Source organism: Pseudomonas sp. LPH60, assembly GCF_030718165.1.
Lineage (GTDB): Bacteria > Pseudomonadota > Gammaproteobacteria > Pseudomonadales > Pseudomonadaceae > Aquipseudomonas > Aquipseudomonas danubii.
In genome coordinates, this window is sequence record NZ_JAVAJH010000005.1 from 379,959 (window position 1) to 398,572 (window position 18,614).

The 18,614-nt window shown below is 63.2% G+C and carries 14 protein-coding genes and 2 pseudogenes; 6 read left to right on the plus strand and 10 right to left on the minus strand.

Annotated features, from left to right (window positions below; genetic code table 11):
• Window positions 1-18: 18 nt before the first annotated feature.
• The 3 genes from Q8O96_RS20280 to Q8O96_RS20290 all read right to left on the minus strand — a co-directional run bounded on the left by Q8O96_RS20280 (window position 19) and on the right by Q8O96_RS20290 (window position 2,457).
• On the minus strand, window positions 19-969 hold the full coding sequence (locus Q8O96_RS20280; RefSeq protein ID WP_250329925.1) for a hypothetical protein: 951 nt from the start codon (window positions 967-969) through the stop codon (window positions 19-21).
• Window positions 970-995: 26 nt separating this feature from the next.
• On the minus strand, window positions 996-1,940 hold the full coding sequence (locus Q8O96_RS20285) for a hypothetical protein (protein ID WP_305949296.1): 945 nt from the start codon (window positions 1,938-1,940) through the stop codon (window positions 996-998).
• Between the two features lie 76 nt (window positions 1,941-2,016).
• A complete protein-coding gene (locus tag Q8O96_RS20290) occupies window positions 2,017-2,457 on the minus strand; it encodes an IgaA/UmoB family intracellular growth attenuator (protein WP_115581454.1) in 441 nt (146 codons plus the stop codon).
• 284 nt (window positions 2,458-2,741) lie between these two features.
• Between Q8O96_RS20290 and Q8O96_RS20295 the strand changes: the two genes are divergently transcribed.
• On the plus strand, window positions 2,742-3,038 hold the full coding sequence (locus Q8O96_RS20295) for a type II toxin-antitoxin system HigB family toxin (protein WP_102862835.1): 297 nt from the start codon (window positions 2,742-2,744) through the stop codon (window positions 3,036-3,038).
• The gene (locus Q8O96_RS20300) at window positions 3,035-3,436 is read left to right on the plus strand and encodes a type II toxin-antitoxin system HigA family antitoxin (RefSeq protein WP_102862836.1); all 402 of its coding nucleotides are present in this window, start codon (window positions 3,035-3,037) and stop codon (window positions 3,434-3,436) included. The genes Q8O96_RS20295 and Q8O96_RS20300 overlap by 4 nt, the downstream gene beginning before the upstream one ends.
• 1 nt (window position 3,437) lies before the next feature.
• Here the strand turns inward: Q8O96_RS20300 and selO are convergent, their stop codons facing one another.
• The 6 genes and pseudogenes from selO to Q8O96_RS20325 all read right to left on the minus strand — a co-directional run bounded on the left by selO (window position 3,438) and on the right by Q8O96_RS20325 (window position 13,734).
• Complete coding sequence (gene selO, locus Q8O96_RS20305; protein ID WP_305949297.1) at window positions 3,438-4,901, minus strand: protein adenylyltransferase SelO; 1,464 nt, start codon at window positions 4,899-4,901, stop codon at window positions 3,438-3,440.
• Between the two features lie 49 nt (window positions 4,902-4,950).
• Window positions 4,951-8,304, minus strand: coding sequence for a mechanosensitive channel MscK (mscK, locus tag Q8O96_RS20310; protein ID WP_305949298.1), 3,354 nt, complete (start codon window positions 8,302-8,304; stop codon window positions 4,951-4,953).
• A gap of 67 nt (window positions 8,305-8,371) precedes the next feature.
• The gene (locus Q8O96_RS20315; RefSeq protein WP_102862839.1) at window positions 8,372-10,114 is read right to left on the minus strand and encodes a potassium/proton antiporter; all 1,743 of its coding nucleotides are present in this window, start codon (window positions 10,112-10,114) and stop codon (window positions 8,372-8,374) included.
• Window positions 10,115-10,290: 176 nt separating this feature from the next.
• Window positions 10,291-11,163 (minus strand): methyl-accepting chemotaxis protein, encoded by an 873-nt coding sequence (locus Q8O96_RS31320; protein ID WP_371826195.1) that lies wholly within the window; start codon window positions 11,161-11,163, stop codon window positions 10,291-10,293.
• Between the two features lie 30 nt (window positions 11,164-11,193).
• Window positions 11,194-12,063 (minus strand): annotated as a pseudogene (locus tag Q8O96_RS31325) (MCP four helix bundle domain-containing protein); the annotation flags it as partial.
• 45 nt (window positions 12,064-12,108) lie between these two features.
• Window positions 12,109-13,734: a methyl-accepting chemotaxis protein gene (locus Q8O96_RS20325; protein ID WP_102862841.1), complete on the minus strand. Its 1,626-nt coding sequence runs from the start codon at window positions 13,732-13,734 to the stop codon at window positions 12,109-12,111.
• A gap of 311 nt (window positions 13,735-14,045) precedes the next feature.
• Here Q8O96_RS20325 and Q8O96_RS20330 point away from each other — a divergent pair, with 311 nt between their 5' ends.
• The 4 genes and pseudogenes from Q8O96_RS20330 (at window position 14,046) to Q8O96_RS31335 (ending at window position 16,631) form a co-directional block, all read left to right on the plus strand.
• Window positions 14,046-14,276, plus strand: coding sequence for a hypothetical protein (locus Q8O96_RS20330; RefSeq protein ID WP_102862842.1), 231 nt, complete (start codon window positions 14,046-14,048; stop codon window positions 14,274-14,276).
• Window positions 14,273-14,575, plus strand: coding sequence for a cell division protein ZapA (locus Q8O96_RS20335; protein WP_102862843.1), 303 nt, complete (start codon window positions 14,273-14,275; stop codon window positions 14,573-14,575). The genes Q8O96_RS20330 and Q8O96_RS20335 overlap by 4 nt, the downstream gene beginning before the upstream one ends.
• 163 nt (window positions 14,576-14,738) lie before the next feature.
• Window positions 14,739-15,764, plus strand: a pseudogene (locus Q8O96_RS31330) (cache domain-containing protein); the annotation flags it as partial.
• 135 nt (window positions 15,765-15,899) lie between these two features.
• Window positions 15,900-16,631 (plus strand): methyl-accepting chemotaxis protein, encoded by a 732-nt coding sequence (locus Q8O96_RS31335; protein ID WP_371826196.1) that lies wholly within the window; start codon window positions 15,900-15,902, stop codon window positions 16,629-16,631.
• Between the two features lie 154 nt (window positions 16,632-16,785).
• On the opposite strand, the gene Q8O96_RS20345 is transcribed toward Q8O96_RS31335, so the two are convergent.
• Window positions 16,786-18,588 carry an acyl-CoA dehydrogenase gene (locus Q8O96_RS20345; RefSeq protein ID WP_207166970.1) on the minus strand — a complete coding sequence of 601 codons (1,803 nt, stop codon included), beginning with the start codon at window positions 18,586-18,588 and terminating at the stop codon, window positions 16,786-16,788.
• Between the last annotated feature and the right edge of the window lie 26 nt (window positions 18,589-18,614).

Sequence of the window (18,614 nt, forward strand, 5' to 3'; positions counted from 1 at the left end):
GTCGGCGCCGCCATGGCTTCACGTGCTGGGCGGGGCCAGCTCGACGCTGACCAGACGATCCATGGAGCGGCCGATGTAAAAGGTAAAGGGCCGGCCCAGGTCCATGGCCATGCCCTCGCACTTGCCCATGAAGCCTATGTGTTGCAACGGAGAAATCTCTCCATCCTCGTGGTACTGCAAGCCCAGGGAACCGACACTGAAGCCGACGCGGTCGGCCCGGCGATCCACTCGCGTGCCCCAGGAGGTCTTGATCGCGGACAGTTGGATGCGGTTGTCGAACAGCATCTGGTTGAGCGTGGGGTTGGCGAACCTGATGTTGCCGAACAAGAACTGCGCCGGTTCGCGCTTGTTGTCTTTCCACTCCAGATACACGTTGTAATCCCCTGGTCCGCTCCCGGCCTTGCTGCCCATCTGGCTGAACGGCATGCCCGGTGCCTGGAGGGTGGCCTGGTATTGGCAAAACGCCTCGTTGGGCGTGCCGGTGGCCGAGAGCTTGCCGCTGATCAATTCCTCCATCGAGTAATGAAACAGCACATCGGCGTATTTCACCGGCTCCAGCGCCAGCGAGAAGCGCCGCGGCAAGGCCATGGCTCTTTTGCGGTACTCGGGGTTGGTGTATTTCCCGATTTCCGGGGCGATCTCCAGAACGGCTTCGAAGGTGCCGGCTGCGCGCGCCTCGACAATCTCGCTGAACAGCTCCTGCAGGCGTTGGCGCTGGGTTTCGGGCACGGCGCTGTCCAGGCTGATATGTAGGGTCTTGTCGTCCTTGCGGTCCATCTCCAGGCCGATCTGGTCAGGCTCGATGCCGATCCCGGCGGCCATCTGAGTGATGGTTTCGGCGAAGTACGGCACGATCTGGGCCTGCTTGGGGTTACCCACGGTGTCCTGGAAGTGCAGGGTGAGGTAGGTCTGCTTGCAGCCGGTCAGCAGCATCAGCAGCAGGGCTGCGGTGTAGAGGCGTCGGTTCAATGGAGGTCCTTGTTACGCAATGGCGCTTAGCGGTAGTCGACGCGGGTCAAGCGATCCAGGGTCCGGCCTATTTGAAAGGTGAATGGCCGACCCAGGGCCTGCATCTTTTGATCGCACAGCGCTTGCAGCTCGTCCTTGCGGGTGTCGAAGGGCAGGGCTGAGGTCAGGGTCTGGACACCGATGGAGCCGATGACGATGGCGAATTCGTCAAGGGGCACCGGCGCGGGCTGGGTGCTTTTCGAGCTGGAAGGCCAGGCCTGGATGGTTTTTTGCTGCATGTGCCGGTTCAGGTCCGGGTCATCGAAATGCACCTTGAGCGGTACCTTGGCGATGCTGCCGCTGCGGGTCAGCAAGGAGATCAGGCCGCGCTCGCTGTTGTCCTGTTCAAGGGCTTCGTAGCCGATCAATTTCAAGCGCGTGGGCATTGTCAGGTGTGCGGTGATCTTGCAACTGACCGGGCCTTCGATTTCGCTGCGGTTGACGATGGCGCGCAGGCTGTCGTCGTAGCTGCGGTCCAGCAGCATCTCGAACGTCGGGTCGAACTTGAGGGTGGCATCGATGCTGTGCGGCAGGCCGCTGGGGCCGGATGGGGTAACGCTGGCCTGGGCGTTGTCCAACTCCAGGTGCAGGTTCATGGAACTGGCATTGCGCGCGCGGGTGACCTGCTCGAAGACGGCCTTGAGGCGGCCCCGTTGTTCCGGGCTCAGGGAGTAGTCCAGCAGGCGCAGGTGGATCACTTTGTCATCCTCCTTGTCGCGCTCCAGGGCGATGGCATCCGGGTCCAGGCCCTGGGCGCTGAGCGCCGTGTAAATACTCTGCTTGTACGCCTCGTGCACCAACTGGTCGGAGAATTGCGGGCCGGCCTTGGGATCGGAGCGCACCGAGTCCTGGAAGTGCAGGGTGGCGAAGTCTTCCTTGCACCCGGTCAGCCAGAGCAGCAGGGGTAACAGCAGCAGGTAGCGAGTTTTCATGGTGGACTCTTGCAGGGCATCGACGGGGTTAGTGGCAGGGGCGAGCGGTGAAAGTGGCAGCCAGGCCTTCTGTGTGTCATTGGGCCAGGCGATGCCCGTTGAGGGCGATGACCACGGCGAACTTCTTGGCGATCACCACTTCGGCCTGGTTCTTGGTGGTCAGGAAATTTTCCATCGGGTAGGGGAATTCCACGGGGATGCCGCCGATCGACATGTGCTTCAGCGTCTGGGACTGCAGCTCGATGCTGTCGCTCCCGGCGCCGCCGCCAATCAGGTAGACGTGGTCGCTGACCGGCTGGTAAGACATGCCGCCGCGGCCCTGGATTCGCTGCAGGCTGGCGGTCTGTTTGGCCAGTTCGTCCAGTTCGACCTGGGTGATGGTGCGGTGCGGTTTGCCGTGCAGGCGCAGGTCCTGCAGGTTCATGCGGTACTTGGCGCGGCGGCTCAGGTAGATGATCGCCGACACCAGGCCAATGGCGGTGAAGACTCCGGCGACCAGGGTCAGGAACAGGTTCATGCGCATCCTTGCAGGTACTGGAAGTCAGGGTTGCGCATTATCCGTATCCGCTGTCGACGGGTCCATGCGCAATCTTGTGTTTGGCGTTTTTGTGCACGACGGCTGAGGCGTTGGTCGAAGCTCATGAGTCCGTCGCAATCGCTCACACACTGCTCGGCAAGCCCGTTCGTTGGCTGTCTAGGCTTGAAGCACGTGAGCACCGCTGGACTGACCGCGGATATAGCATCTTGAGATATCTAATGCTCGCATCTAACGTTAATAGCACTATGCGATAGGGACATTGCATGCACATCGTCACCGCAAAACGTATCCGGCAGGCCAAGGAGCAATGGCCGCAAGTCGCGCGGGCGCTGGATACCTGGTATCGCAAGGCCAAAGGCGCCAGGCCGGCTGATTTCGCCGACATGAAGGCCTTGTTCCCGGCGCTAGACAAGGTCGGGGGCTTTCATGTTTTCGACCTTGGCGGCAACAAACTGAGGCTGATCGCAATCGTGCGCTATGGGGGGCAGCGCCTCTGTATCAGGCATGTGCTGGATCACGGCGAATACGACAAGGGGCTGTGGAAGGAGGAATCACAATGAGTCTTCAGGTTAAGCAAGCGGCGGAGCACTGGCCGTTCGTTGCGCCCATATTGCGCAAACCCAAGAGCGAGGCCGATTACGACGCGCTGGCCCTGGCACTCGATGAGCTGTTGGACATCATGGGCGAAGACGAATCGCACCCACTGGCTTCGCTGGTGGACATCATGGGTGACTGGATCGAGGCCTACGACGAAGAGCACCATCCGATGCCGGCGGTCAGCGCAGTGGAGGTTCTACGTTCGTTGATGCGTGAACATGGCCTGACTCAAAGCGACCTGCCCGGGGTGGGCGCGCAGTCGGTGGTCTCGGAAGTGCTCAGCGGCAAGCGCCAGCTCAACCTGCGGCAGATCCGCTGGCTGGCCGAGCGCTTCAAGCTGTCGATGGAGACCTTCGCCTGAGTCAGGACGAGCAGCTGATTTCCAGGTGCTTGCCCCACTCTGGCGGACGTTCGGCATACCCTTGCATGCCCTCTTGCTCCTCAAAAGGCCGGCTCAGCACCTGATGCAGGCGACGCACCTCCGAGTAATCGCCTGACTCGGCGGCGTCGATGGCCTTCTGCGCCAGATAGTTGCGCAGGATGTACAGCGGGTTGACCGCGTGCATGCGCTCCCGGCGCAGGTCCTGGCCCTGGAGCGGATCGCGGGCGACCCGTTGCCGATATTGCTCGGCCCAGGCATCGAAGCCGTCGCGGTCGACGAAATCGTCCCGCAGCCGGGCCAGCGCCTGGTCCGGCGCTTGCTCCCCCAGGCGGCGGAAGAACAGGCTGTAGTCGACGCCGCTGTTCTGCATCAGTTGCAGCAGGCGTTCCACCAGCTTCTGGTCGTCGTCCTCGGCCTGAGTGAAGCCCAGGCGCCGACGCATCAGGTCCAGGTAATGGGCCTGGTACAGCGGCAGGAACAGGCCCAGGGCCTCACGCAGCGCCTCGACGCTGATGAATGGCGTCAGGGCCTGGGCCAGGGCGCTGAGGTTCCACTGGCCGACGGGCACCTGGTTGCTGAAGGAGTAGCGGCCCTGGTCATCGGAGTGGTTGCAGATGAAGTGGGCGTCGAAATCATCGAGAAAGGCGAACGGGCCGAAGTCGAAGGTGATGCCCAGGATCGACATGTTGTCGGTGTTCATCACCCCGTGGCAGAAACCGTAGGCCTGCCATTTGGCGATCAGTTCGGCGTTGCGTTCGACGATCTCGCGGAACATCGCCAGATAGGGTTCAGGCTGCTCCAGGCACTCGGGGAAATGCAGGGCCAGCACATGCTCTCCCAACTGCTTCTGCTGTTCGGGTTTCTTGGTGTAGTAGAAGTACTCGAAATGCCCGAAGCGGACATGGCTCGGCGCCAGGCGCAGGACCATCGCCCCGCGCTCCTGTTTCTCGCGCCATACCGGGGTGTCCGAGCCGATCACGCACAGGGCGCGGCTGCTGGGGATGCCCAGGGCATGCAGGGCCTCGGAGGCGAGGAATTCACGGATCGACGAGCGCAATACGGCACGTCCATCGCCCATGCGGGAATACGGCGTCTGCCCGGCGCCCTTCAGGTGCAGGTCCCAGTGTTCTCCCGCCTGGTTGTAGACCTCGCCCAGTAGCAGTCCGCGACCGTCCCCCAGTTGCGGGTTGTAGGAACCGAACTGATGCCCGGAATAGACCATGGCCCGGGGCTCGGCCTCGGCCCACAGCTTGTGCCCGCCGAACAGTTCGGCGAACACCGGGCTTTCGGCCACGGCCGGGTCCAGGTCCAGCAGCGCCATGGCCGCCGGGCTGGCGGCCATCAGCCTGGGGTTGTCGAGGGGTTCGGGCAGTACGTGGGTCGAGAAGGCGTCGCCCAGGCGGGCGAAGCGGTTGTCGAAGGTCAGTTCGTCGAGGGCTTTCAACGGCCATCTCCCAGCAGAATGTCCGAGCATTCTGCTAGGGATAGGGGCCTTAGTCGAGTTTGCCGGGCGGCGGTTCCTGCAGCGGCTTGCCCCCGGGCACCGGGACGATGGTCTTGGCCTCCGGCTCGATGGGCACCATCTTGTATTCCTGGCCGTGGAGGTTTTTCAGGTAGACCTCCATCTGCCGGAACGAGATGTTGATGTGCTGCTTCTTGAACTCGCGGTTGATGAAGCGGTTGACCTCGTCCACCACCGGGTTGCGGTCCCCCAGCTCGCGCACGTGCATGCGCAGTTCGTGGTCCAGGGTGCTTTCACCGAAGTTGAGGAAGTACACCTGAGGCTCCGGTTCCTTGAGCACCCGCGGGTTGTCCCGGGCGGCCTTGAGCAGCAGCTCCTTGACCAGGTCCAGGTCCGAGCCGTAGTCGACGCCGAGCTTGAGGGTCACCCGGGTCACGGTGTCGGTCAGCGACCAGTTGATCAGTTGCCCGGTGATGAAGGTCTGGTTGGGGACGATGATGTCCTTGCGGTCGAAGTCGGTGATGGTGGTGGCGCGGATGCGGATCTTGCTCACCGTGCCCGACAGGTTGCCGATGGTGATGGTGTCGCCGATGCGCACCGGCCGCTCGAACAGGATGATGATGCCGGAGATGAAGTTGGCGAAGATCGCCTGCATGCCGAAACCCAAACCCACCGACAAGGCCGCCACCAGCCACTGCAGCTTGTCCCAACTGACGCCGAGGGTGGCCAGGGTCGAGACGAAACCTATTCCGGCAATGGCGTAGGACAGCAGGGTGGTGGTGGCGTAGGCGCTGCCCTGGGCCAGATTCAGCTTGGACAGCACCAGCACTTCCAAGAGGCCTGGCAGGTTGCGCGCCAGGGCTAGGGTGATGCCGACAATGATCAGCGCACCGATCACGTCGCCGATGCTGATGGGCACCATGCTCATGTTGGCGCCGGTGCCGCTGGTGTATTCGTAGAGGGTGATGTTGTCCAGGTAGGAGAACACCGTGATCAGGTCCGACCAGACCCAGTACAGCGCGGCGATGAAGCCGCCCAGCAGGGCCAGGCGGATCAGGCGCAGGGATTGTTCGTTGACCTTCTCGATGTCCATGGTCGGCTCTTCGACCACCGCGTCGCCGCTTTCCCCGGCTTCCTTGGCCGCCTGGCGTTTGCTCAGGGCCCGCTGGTAGGCCAGGCGCCGTGCTGCAACGCCGAGTCCGCGGACGAAGGTAGCCTCGATCACCAGCCAGAACATCAGCAGGTACAGGGTGTTGATCAGGCGGTCGCTGAGCTTCAGCGCGGTGTAGTAGTAGCCGAAGCACACGGCGATGAACAAGGCGATTGGCAGCAGGGTGAATAGCAGGCCCAACGCCTTGCGGAACAACGAGGCATTCTCGTGGGCCGGGCTGCTCAGCAACAGGCGGCTCAGCAGCCAGGCCATCAGCCCGTAGCAGGTCAGCACCACGGCGATGCCGAGCACGTCATCGGCCAGGGCTGCGGGCTGGTGCTCGGCCACCGCCACCACGGCCACCAGCGCCAGGACCACCAGCCCCAGGCGCCGGACCCAGCCCTGGAGGAATTCCACCTGGGGTTTTTCCCAGCGGAAATGCAGTTCGGCCACGCCGCCGGGGGCGAGTATCCGATAGGCGGTGTAGAACACCAGCCAGGCCTGGGCGATCTGCAGCAGCGCCGCACCGAGGTTGGCGTTCTGCCCCCGGGCATCGATCTGCAGGGCATAGCCGCACAGCGCCAGGGCCAGGGTGACCGGCATCGCCAGAAGAATGTTCACCAGGATCGCCAGGGGCGTGTGCCACTGGCTGTCGCGTTTGAAGTGGCCGATGTCCTTGTGCACCTTGTTCAGGCGCGCATAGAGGTTCTTGCGCCGCCACAGCAGGGCGCCGATCAGCAGCGCCAGGGGCAGGAACAGCAGCGGCCGCTGCGCCAGACCGTCGGTCAGCTCACTGAGGCTGGAGGCCCAGGGCAGGGTGGTGATCTGTTTCTCCAGGCGCTGAGGGACGTCCTGCAGCCACTCGGCGTCCAGAGGCTTGTTGCTGGGAATCCAGAACATCTGCTCGTCGAGGGTCGCCCGCAGGCTCTGGGACGTGCTCAACAGTTGTTTCTGGTTCAGTTGCAGGGTGATGGATTCATTGAGCAGGGCGCTGAGCTCGCGGTTCAGGCGCTCCAGCAGATCGACGCGGGTCATGGCCAGCTCGATCAGGGTCCGGCGCAGTTGCGGCGTGACCTGCTCCGGCGGCTGGCTCTTGAGCAGGTTGTCGACGTAGGTGCTGGGGCTGCCCAGCAATTCGCGCTGCTGGTTGACCTCGAATTGATAAAGGCGGATATCGGCGATTTCGTCCGCCAGGTCGCGATCCAGCTTCAGGCGTGGCAAGGCCTGTTTCTGCTTGTAGAGAATCTTCGACAGCAGCAGGCTGCCCTTGAGCACGTTGATCTGCTCGTCCAGGGCCGCGTCGCTTTGGGTCACGCTGTCCAGTTGCTGTCGGGTCTGCAGGTTCTGCTGGGTCAGTTCGTTGAGGCGGTCGGTGCTCTTGAGCAGGTAGTCGGAGAGCTTGAGGTTGGTGGCGCTTTCGGTGGTCAGCAGGCTGCTGCTGCCGGCCTTCTGCGCCTCGATGGACTGCTGGGTCACGGTTTCCTGGGACTGGGCCAGGCGCTTCTGGTTGATCAGGGTTTGCAGATCCTGGATTTCCTGCTCCAGGCGCGCGGTCTTTTCCATCAGCAGGTCATGCTGGCTGCTGCCCAGGTCCTGCAACTGGCTGTTGCCCGCCAGTTCCTGGCGGCGCAGGGGAATCAGGGCGTTGATCGCCGCCAGTTCGGCATTCAGCAGATTGCGTTGATCGGCGCCGAGCAGCTTGCCGCCGTCCTTGCCGGACTTGAGTGCGGCGTTGATCTGCAGGATGCGGGTCTGGCTGCTGCTGATTTCCGCCTGGGCCCGTTCGGGGCGGGTCTGGGCGGTGATGGTCAGGGTGTTGGCGTCGGCCAGGGCCTTTTGCAGCTCGCCTTGCAAGGTGGTGCGTTCGCTCAGCAGTTGCTCCAGTTGCGACACCGCCAGCGAGCCATAGCGCTGGGCCACCGGTACGACTTTACTGGCCTTCAGGCGTGCCAGCTCGCGCTGGTTTTCCGTGGTCTGGCGCGGCGCGTTGCTCAATTGCTGGCGCAGGTCGTTGAGGCGCCGCTCGTAGTCCTGCTTGTTGTTCAGGTGATTCAGGGTGTTTTGCAGCAGGGTCTGCAGGGCCTTCTGATCGGCCTCCGGCAATTTGCGTTCGGCGATCTTGTCCAGGCTTTGCTGGACCGACTCGGCACTGGGCGGATCGCCGCCCTGTGCGGCGCCGACAGAGAGACTCAGGCCCAGCAGGGCAACAGCGAAAAATTTACGCAAGTTAGGCATAGAAGTCGGTCAAGCAACTAGAAATGGGGGGGGACGCGTCGCGACCAGGTCTGACGCGCTCCGCAGTTTAGAGGAAGAGGCCGGGGCCGGGGCGACTTCCTTCGGGGAATCTGACGCCCACTTTGCCGATCTTGTTCCCGTCCATCACCGCCACGGTCCAGATGGTGTTGTTCCACTCCACCTGGTCGCCGACCACCGGTGCACCGCCGACCTTCTGGGCGATGAACGCGCCCAGGGGCATGTCCGCGTCCTGGCCGTCGAGCTTGAGCCCGTAGAGCGCCGACACCGCGCCCAGCTGGGCGTCGCCTTCAAGAACGAAGTCGCCGAAGAAGCGCAGGTCCAGCCCGCGCTCCGGCGCCTGGCTGAAGAGTTTGCCCAGGGCTGGAAGGTTGTGTTCATGGCCGATCACGCACAGCAGGTCATCGGCCTCAAGCACGGTACTACCCGACGGATGGAGCAGTTGCTGGCCGCGAAACAGGGCCGCGATCCGTGTGCCTTCGGGCATTTTCAGCTCCCGCAGGGCGGCGCCGATGCACCATTTTTCCGCCCCCAGGCGGTAGACGAACAGTTCCCACTCGCTGGTGACGTGAACCTCCAGGGCCGCCCGGGAAATCGGTGCTGGCTCCGGCGGCACCGTGACCTTGAGCCACTTGGCCACCCACGGCAGGCTGGTGCCCTGGACCAGCAGCGAGATCAGCACGATAAAGAACGCCAGGTTGAAGTACAGCTGGGCGTTGGGCAGCCCGGCCATCAACGGGAACACCGCGAGAATGATCGGCACCGCGCCACGCAGGCCGACCCAGGAGATAAAGGCCTTTTCCCGGCCGTGGAAGGCCTTGAACGGCGCCAGGCCCACCAGCACCGACAGCGGCCGGGCGAACAGGATCATCCACAGCGCCAGGCCCAGGGCCGGCAGGGCGATGGGCAGCAGATCGTGTGGGGTGACCAGCAGCCCCAGCACCAGGAACATGCCGATCTGTGCCAGCCAGGCCATGCCGTCGAGCATGTGCAGGATGCCGTGGCGGCTGCGCACCGGGCGGTTGCCGATCACCAGGCCGCACAGGTACACGGCGAGGAAACCGCTACCGTGCAGGGCGTTGGTCAGGGCGAACACCACCAGACCGCCGGCCACCACCAGGATCGGGTACAGGCCGTTGGCCAGATGAATGCGATTGACCAGTTGCAGCATCAGCCAGCCGCCCCCCAGGCCGATTAACGCGCCGATACCGAATTCGCGGATCAGGTCCCCCAGCAGGCTCCAGTGCAAGCCGGTGTGGCCCTTGGCGAGCATGTCGATCAGGGTCACGGTGAGAAACACCGCCATCGGGTCGTTACTGCCGGACTCAATCTCCAGGGTGGCGGTGACCCGCTCGTTGAGGCCCTTGCCCCCCAGCAGGGAGAACACCGCCGCGGCGTCGGTGGAGCCGACGATGGCACCGATCAGCAGCCCCTGGATCAGGTTCAGGTCGAACAGCCAGGCGGCAGCCATGCCGGTCAGCCCAGTGGTGATCAACACCCCCACCGTGGCCAGGGACAGCGCCGGCCACAGGGCCACGCGGAAACTCGCGACCCGGGTGCGCAGGCCGCCGTCCAGCAGGATCACGGCCAGGGCCAGGTTGCCCACCAGGTAGGCGGTCGGGTAGTTGTTGAAGATGATGCCGCCGCCGTCGACTCCGGCGCTCATGCCCACGGCGAGGATGATCACCAGGATCGGGATGCCGAGACGGGATGAAAGTGAGCTCACCAGAATGCTCGCACCTACCAGCAACGCGCCGATCAAGAACAGGCTGTTGATGGTCGTCGCATTCAAAGGCAGTACTCCAGAGCGAAAAAGGCGGGCACAAACTGACCATGCAGTCTGCGTGCCAGCGATTCTAACCTGTTGAAATGCGCCACTGTCAAAAAGCTTTTGATGACAGTGGCGGATTTTTCTGGTGTGAATTCCGGCGCCGATTTACCGGCGTGTTGCGGGGCTGGCGAGCGGCTTCAGAGGCTGAAGCGCGCGACCATGCTGTTGAGGTCCACGGCCAGTCGCGACAGCTCGTTGCTGGCTGCACTGGTCTGGTTGGCGCCGGTGGCCGACTGCACCGACAAGTCGCGGATGTTCACCAGGTTGCGGTCCACTTCCCGGGCCACCTGGGCCTGTTCTTCGGCGGCGCTGGCGATCACCAGGTTGCGTTCGTTGATCTCGATGATGGCGCTGTTGATGGTGTCCAGCGACAGGCCGGCGCCACGGGCGATGTTCAGGGTCGACTCGGCGCGCTCGGTGCTGTTGCGCATGGAGTCCACGGCGTGCTCGGTGCCGCTCTGGATGCTGCCGATCATGCGTTCGATTTCGCTGGTGGACTGCTGGGTGCGGTGCGCCAGGGCACGCACTTCGTCGGCGACCACGGCAAAGCCACGACCGGCCTCACCAGCACGGGCGGCTTCGATGGCGGCGTTGAGGGCCAGCAGGTTGGTCTGGTCGGCCAGGCCGCGAATCACGTCCAGTACCTTGCCGATGTCCCGCGACTCGTTGGCCAGGTCGCCGATCAGGCTGGCGGTGCCTTGCACGTCGGAACTCATGCGCTCGATGGCGGACACGGTTTCCTGCACCAGATCGCGACCGTCGCCGGCGGAGGAGGTGGCGTTCTTCGAGGCTTCCGAGGTGCTCACGGCGTTGCGTGCCACTTCTTCCACGGCGCTGGTCATTTCATTGACTGCGGTGGCGGCTTGCTCGATTTCGTTGTTCTGCTGGGTCAGGCCACGGGCACTTTCCTCGGTGACGCAATTGAGCTCTTCGGCTGCCGATGCCAGTTGGGTGGCGGAGCCGGAAATGCGCTGCAGGGTGTCCCGCAGTTTTTCCTGCATCTTGGCCATTGCGCGCAGCAGGCGTCCGGCTTCGTCATTGCCGTCGACCTTGATCGGCCGGGTCAGGTTGCCTTCGGCGATTTCTTCGGCGGCGCTCAAGGCGTTGGCGATCGGTACGGTGATGCTGCGGGTCAGCAACCAGGCGAACAGCAGGGTCAGGCCGGTGGCCAGCACCAGCAGGGCCACCACCAGGTTGAAGGCCGAGGAGTACTGTTCGGCGGCCTGCTGGTTGGTGTCGACGGTCTGCTGGGTGTTGATCTCCATCAGGCGGTTGAGCACGGTGTTCATGGCTTCCGAGTTGTTCAGCAGGTCGGTGTTGAGCAGGTTGCGCAGCTCTTCCACCTGATTGCCGCGGGACAGGGACCTCATCCGCTCTTCGATCTGCCGGTACTGTGTCAGCAACTGGACGTACTGCTCGTAGGCGGTCTTTTCCTCGGGGCTCGTGATGAACTTCTCGTAGGTGACCTGGGCGGCGCGGATCTGCTGGTTGCGCATGTCCAGCAGTTCGATGGTCTTTTGCTGGACATCGGGTTCACGGTTGACCAGCAAACGATAGGACAGCACCCGCAGACGCAGGGTCAGCTGGGTGAACTCGTCGAGGCTCTTGATGCTCGGCACGCTGTTCTGGGTGATGTCCTCGGCGGCGCCGCGGATCTTGCTCATCTGGTTCAGGGCGAACACCCCCAGGATCAGCATCAAGCCGCCGATCATGGCAAAGCCGAGGAAGGCCCGCGGAGCGATATTCATATTGCGTAGGGACATGGTGAGTACCAAAAAGGGCGCATCCGTGCGGGGGCTTGAGACTGATCTACCGTGACTTATCGGTCGTACGACTAAAGTCTTGAGTCGCGCCGTGGATTTAGCCTTTTGGCTACGCACCGGGCCGGGAGTGTCAATGGCTGACTGCATCGGCCCCAGGCCCGTAATAGAGCCCTGGAGCCGGGAGAAGGGCGTTTACAGCTGGAAGCGGGTCACCAGATTGTTCAGGTCAGCGGCCAGGATCGACAGTTCACTGCTGGCGGAGCGGGTCTGGTTGGCACCCGTGGTGGACTGCACCGACAGGTCGCGGATGTTCACCAGATTGCGATCCACTTCCCGAGCCACCTGGGCCTGTTCTTCGGCGGCGCTGGCAATGACCAGGTTGCGCTGGTTGATTTCGTTGATGGCGCTGTTGATGGTGTCCAGGGACTGGCCGGCGCTGCGGGCGATGTTCAGGGTCGAATCGGCACGTTCGGTGCTGTTGCGCATCGACTCCACCGCCTGCTCGGTGCCGCTCTGGATGCTGCCGATCATGCGTTCGATTTCACTGGTGGACTGTTGGGTGCGGTGCGCCAGGGCACGGACTTCGTCGGCGACCACGGCAAAGCCGCGGCCGGCCTCGCCGGCACGGGCGGCTTCGATGGCGGCGTTGAGGGCCAGCAGGTTGGTCTGGTCGGCCAGGCCGCGAATCACGTCCAGTACCTTGCCGATGTCCCTCGACTCGTTGGCCAGCTCGCCGATCAGGCTGGCAGTGTCTTGCACGTCACCGGTCATGCGTTCGATGGCCGAGACGGTTTCTTGCACCTTGTCCCGTCCGTCCCCGGCGGATTGGGTGGCGTTTTGCGAAGCTTCGGAAGTGCTCACTGCATTGCGCGCCACTTCTTCCACGGCGCTGGTCATTTCATTGACCGCGGTAGCCGCCTGCTCGATTTCATTGTCCTGTCGAGTCAGGCCACGAGCACTTTCGTCGGTGACGCTGTTGAGCTCCTCGGCGGCCGAGGCCAGTTGGCCGGCGGAACCGGAAATGCGCTGCAGGGTGTCCCGCAGTTTTTCCTGCATGGTCAACATGGCCTGCAGCAGGCGGCCGGCTTCGTCGCGGCCATCCACGGTGATCGGCTGGGTCAGGTTGCCTTCGGCGATCGCTTCGGCCGCATGCAGGGCGTTGTCGATCGGCAGGGTAATGCTGCGAATCAGCCGCCAGGCGAACACCAGGGTCAGGGCGGTGGCCATTACCAGCAGCGTCACCACCAGATTGAAGGCGGTGGCGTATTGCTCGGCCGCCTCTTGATCGGCGGCGCTGGAGTAGTGGGTGTTGATGTCCACCAGTTGATTGAGAAGGGCGTTGATCTTTTCGGCGCTGGCCATCAGCTCGGTGTTCAGCAGCTGCTGCATGCTTTCGAGCTGGTTGTTGTGCGACAGCTCGATCAACTGGCCTTCCAGTTGGCGGTGGTGGGTCAGCAGTTCCATGTACTGATCGTAAGCGGCCTGCTCCTCCGGGCTGCTGATGAGCTCCTGGTAGCGGGCCCGGGTTTCATCGATTTTCTGGTTGCGCTGGCGGATGGAGTCCAGGGTCTTTTGCTGTTCCTCGGGGTCGCGGTTGAGCAGCAGCCGGTAGGCCTGGACCCGCAGGCGCAGGCTCAGTTGGGTGAAATCGTCGACGCTCTTGATGCTGGGAATGGTGTCCTGGGTGATGCGTTCGGTGGCTGCGCGGATCTTGCTCATTTGACTCAGAGCGAAGATCCCGAGAAACAGCATCAAGCAACCGATCACGGCAAAGCCGAGGAATGCTCTCGGAGCGATATTCAGGGTGCGCAGGGACATTGAACCTACCTCGGATGTGCGCGGCTTGCGCGATTGGGTCTGGGAAGTACCTGTGCTATCGCGTTGAAAAAATGCTTCTTGAATCGCCGGGAGTGATTTCAGAAAAGTCTGATCACCTGTTGGGATAATTCGTAAAAGTCCGAAGCATCCGACCGAACGTCAGGAACCCGAGGCGCGAATGACAGTCTCTAACAGCTCTCGCGTGAGGGTCATCGCCAGTAAAATCAAGGCCTTGCGCCTGGATATCCCTGGTATCCAAGGTGACTTTTCTTTATCGTACGCGCCCTTTGCAAACAGCCCGGAAGATCAAAATGTTGGAAGCATCCCTCAGCCAATTGGAACAGTTGGTCAGTGACCTGGTGGTACAGAACCAGGAGCTGCTCGGCACGAACGAAACCCTCAAGGAGCAACTGGCCCAGGCCAAGGATGAAAACGAAAGCCTGCAGTTGAGCCTCATGGAACAGGAAGAAAAACAGGGCGCTACCGCCGCCCGCATCCAGGCTCTGGTTGAGCGCGTCAGTGCGAGCCCGGCCAACCCATGAGACATCACATCGATGGGGTGAAGGTGGTCTCGATCCTGGGCGAGGATTACTCGATCAAGGCGCCGGCCGGTGAGGAACAGACCCTCATGGACGCCGCGCTGATGCTCAAGGCGGCCCTGGCCGACACCAAGAAAAAATACCCGACGCTGATTGGCGAGCGCCTGCTGGTGCTGGCAGCGATGAACCTGTGTTCGCAGCAGATCGAAATGAAAAAGCAGCACGCCCAGGCGCTTGAGCGTTATCAGGAGCAGGTGAGCGCCACCGTCGAGGTGATCGCCAAGACCATTCAACAGAATTGATGGAAGTGCACACAGCTGACGGGTAATGGGTTGGACAAGCAGAGGCATTGTTTGTATACAACTTCCCGCGGCTGGCGCGGTATCTCAGCCTCTTATAACCATAAGAAAGAGGTGTTCCATGCAATTCTGGCGACGCAGTATTCAATGGCAACTGATCCTCAGCATGGGTTCGGCCCTGCTGGTCAGTCTGCTGGTGGTCGTAGCGATCTACACGGTGCTGATCAATCACCTGACCCAGAGCTACCTGGTGGACAGGGCGCTGCCTTCGAGCATCGAAGCCATGCGCAACGATATCGAGCGCATTCTGACCCAACCTCTGACCGCCGCCCGTGACCTGGCCGGCAACGGCATGCTGCGCGACTGGCTGGCGGCAGGCGAAGACCCGGCCCGGGCGCAGAGCTTCATCAGCTACCTGGAAGACATCCGCGCCGAGAACCAGGCCTTCACCACCATGATGGCCAGCCCGCTCAGCCATCACTATTACAACCAGAAAGGCCTGGACCGGACCCTGAGTCGGGATAATCCGAAGGATGTCTGGTTCTATCGCTTTATCGACAGCGGCAAGCCGCGGGTGCTGAACATCGATGTCGATGTTGCCAGTGGCGAGCTGGCGCTGTTCATCAACTACCGGGTCGAGAAAGACGGTGAGCTGGTGGGGGTCACCGGCCTGGGCTTGCGCATGACCGAGCTGTCGCAACTGATTCACGACTACAGCTTTGGCGAGCGTGGCCGGGTGTTCCTGGTGCGCAACGATGGTTTGATCCAGGTGCATCCGGACGCTGAATTCAGTGGCAAGCGACAGTTGTCCGAGCAGATCGGCGCGAGCGCCGCCGAGGCGTTGATGGGACACGAGGGGCTGACCAGCAGTCATTTCGAGCGTGACGGCGAAGACTACCTGGCCTTGAGCCTGCCGCTGCGCGGCTTTGGCTGGAGCTTGGTGGCCGAGGTACCGCAGGCGCAGATTTACGCCGAGGCGCACCGGGCGATCTGGCTCACCAGTCTGATCGGCCTGGGCATCGCCGGCGTTTGCCTACTGCTGGTTGTACTGCTGGCCCGTGGCCTGGTACGTCCGGTGCGACAGGTGACCGAAGGACTGGTGGCCATCGGCAGCGGCGGTGGCGACCTGACCCTGCGCCTGGATGCCAGCCGTGCCGACGAGTTGGGGGATCTGGCCCGGGGTTTCAACCGTTTTCTCGACAGCCAGCGCGGCATGATCGGTGAGGTGTTGGCCACCACCGAACGCCTGCGTTCCTCAGTGAGCCAGGTGGCGGCGGTGGTGGAGAACACCGCCGAGCGCTCCGGCCGGCAGCAGGAAATGACCGACATGGTGGCCACTGCGGTACATGAGATGGGGCTTACCGTGCAGGACATTGCGCGCAATGCCGGGCAGGCGGCGGACGCTTCCCAGGCGGCCCGGGATGAAGCCCAGCAGGCCCAGGACGTGGTAGGCGGTTCGATTCGGCATATCGAGAGCATGTCCGGTGAAATCGCTCTGGCCGCCGGTGCCGTGGGCGAACTGGCGGAACAGGTGGCCTCCATCGATCAGGTGCTGGCGGTGATCCGCGGGGTTTCCGAACAGACCAACCTGCTGGCCCTCAACGCTGCCATCGAGGCGGCTCGGGCCGGGGAAATGGGCCGTGGCTTTGCGGTGGTGGCCGATGAAGTCCGGACCCTGGCCCAGCGTACCCAGACCTCCACCGATGAGATCCAGCAGATGATCCAGGGCCTCAAGCAGGGGGCGGAGAACGCCGTGTCCTCGATGCATGCGGGGCAATCGGCCACCGGCACCGGGGTTCAGTCCAGCCAGCAGACCGGGGCCTCACTGACGGCGATCACCGGGCAGGTGGAGCGTATCAGCGACATGAATCAGCAGGTCGCCACTGCCACGGAAGAACAGTCGGCGGTGACCGAAGAGATCAACCGCAATGTTCAGGGCATTTCCGAACTGGCCCGGGCCACCGCGGCTGAAGTGCACACCTGTCGTGAGGATTGCCAGACCCTGCAGCGCCTGGCCGAAGACCTGGCGCGCCAGGTGGGTGGTTTCAAGCTGCACTGAGCGAAGGGGCGCGGGCCTGGCAGCGAACCGCCTGTGCGCTGTGCCAGGCCTGAGGCTTGCGCCGGCAGCCGGCTCCCACAGGTGTGGAGTGAGTCTTCTGCTAGGAGCTGGCTTGCCAGCGAATAGCGCTGCGGTGTGACAGGCCGCCTCGGCCTCAGAACCAGGCGTCCTGCATCTCCAGGCAGGTGGCGTCCCGTGCTTCCAGCAGGGTCAGTTCATGCTGGCAGCCCGGCACTTCCCAGGTCAGGAAGTAGCGCGCGGCCTGCAGTTTGCCGTGATAGAAATCCCGGTCCCCGGCATGGCCTCGCGCCAGTCCTTCCTCGGCCCTGATGGCCTGTTCCAGCCAGCGCCAGCCGATCACCGCGTGGCCGAAGGCCTTCAGATACAGCGCCGAGTTGGCCAGGGTCGCCGTGACCTTGCCGCTGGCCAGGTCGCCCAGCAGACCCAGGGTCACGCTCTGCAGGCGCGTCACCAGTTGCTCCAGAGGCAGGCGCAGGGCATCCAGCGACGCATGGGCGCGGGCCCGCTCGCCCGTCTCGGCGATCAGGCGGATCAGGCGCTTGAGCCCGGCGCCGCCGTTCTGCGCCAGCTTGCGCCCCAGCAGGTCCAGGGACTGGATGCCGTGGGTGCCTTCATGGATCGGATTCAGGCGATTGTCGCGGTAGTACTGCTCCACCGGGTATTCCCGGGTGTAGCCGTGGCCACCGAGGATCTGGATCGCCAGCTCGTTGGCCTTGAGGCAGAACTCCGAAGGCCAGGACTTGACGATGGGCGTCAGCAGGTCCAGCAGTTCATGGGCCTGCTGGCGCTCGGCCTCGCTGGCCAGGGTGGTGGTGTCATCGAACAGCCGCGCCGCATACAGCCCCAGGTCGAAGGCGCCTTCAACATAGGCCTTCTGGGTCAGCAGCATGCGGCGCACATCGGCGTGCTGGATGATGGCAACCGGTGCGGTGGTCGGGTCCTTGCTGTCCGGCAGGCGACCTTGCGGACGCTCGCGAGCGTATTCCAATGAATACAGATAGCCGGCATAACCCAGCATCACCGCGCCCATGCCGACGCCGATCCGTGCTTCGTTCATCATCTGGAACATGTAGCTCAGGCCGTGATGGGGCTTGCCCACCAGATAGCCCACGCAATTACCGTTATCGCCGAAGTTCAGGGCGGTGGAAGTGGTGCCGCGCCAGCCCATCTTGTGGAACAGCCCGGCCAGCAGCACGTCGTTGCGCGGCCCCAGGCTGCCGTCATCGTTGACCAGGAACTTGGGCACGATAAACAGGGAAATGCCCTTCACCCCGGGCGGCGCGTCCGGCAGCTTGGCCAGGACCATGTGCACGATGTTTTCCGACAGCGGGTGGTCGCCGCCGGAGATGAAGATCTTGTTGCCCTTGAGCCGGTAGCTGCCGTCGGCAGCCGGTTCGGCGCGGGTGCGGATATCAGACAGCGACGAACCGGCATGGGGCTCGGTCAGGGCCATGGTGCCGAAGAAGCGGCCATCGATCATGGGCTGCAGGAAGCGGTGTTTCTGTTCGTCGGTGCCGAAGCTCTCGATCAGGTTGGCCGCGCCCATGGTCAGGAACGGGTAGGAAGTCGTGGCCGCGTTGGCCGCCTGGAAGTGGGCGAAGCAGGCCTGGGACAACAGGGTCGGCAGCTGCATGCCGCCCGCGTCGAAACTGCGCGCAGCGTTGAGGAAGCCGGCTTCGAGGAAGGCGTCCACCGCCGGTTTCACTTCAGGGATCAGCACCGCCTGGCCGTCCTCGTAGCGCGGCTCGTGTTCATCGCCCTTGCGGTTGTGCGGGGCGAAGTACTTCTCGGCGATGTTGCGCGCGGTGCCCAGGGCGGCATCGAAGGTTTCGCGATTGTGCTCGGCAAACCGCTCGCGCTGGGTCAGACCTTCGGCGTCGAGCACCTCATACAGTTCGAAAGCCAGATTGCGGGAACTGAGCAGCGTCTCGGACATGGCGGCATACCTGTTGGCTAGGGAAT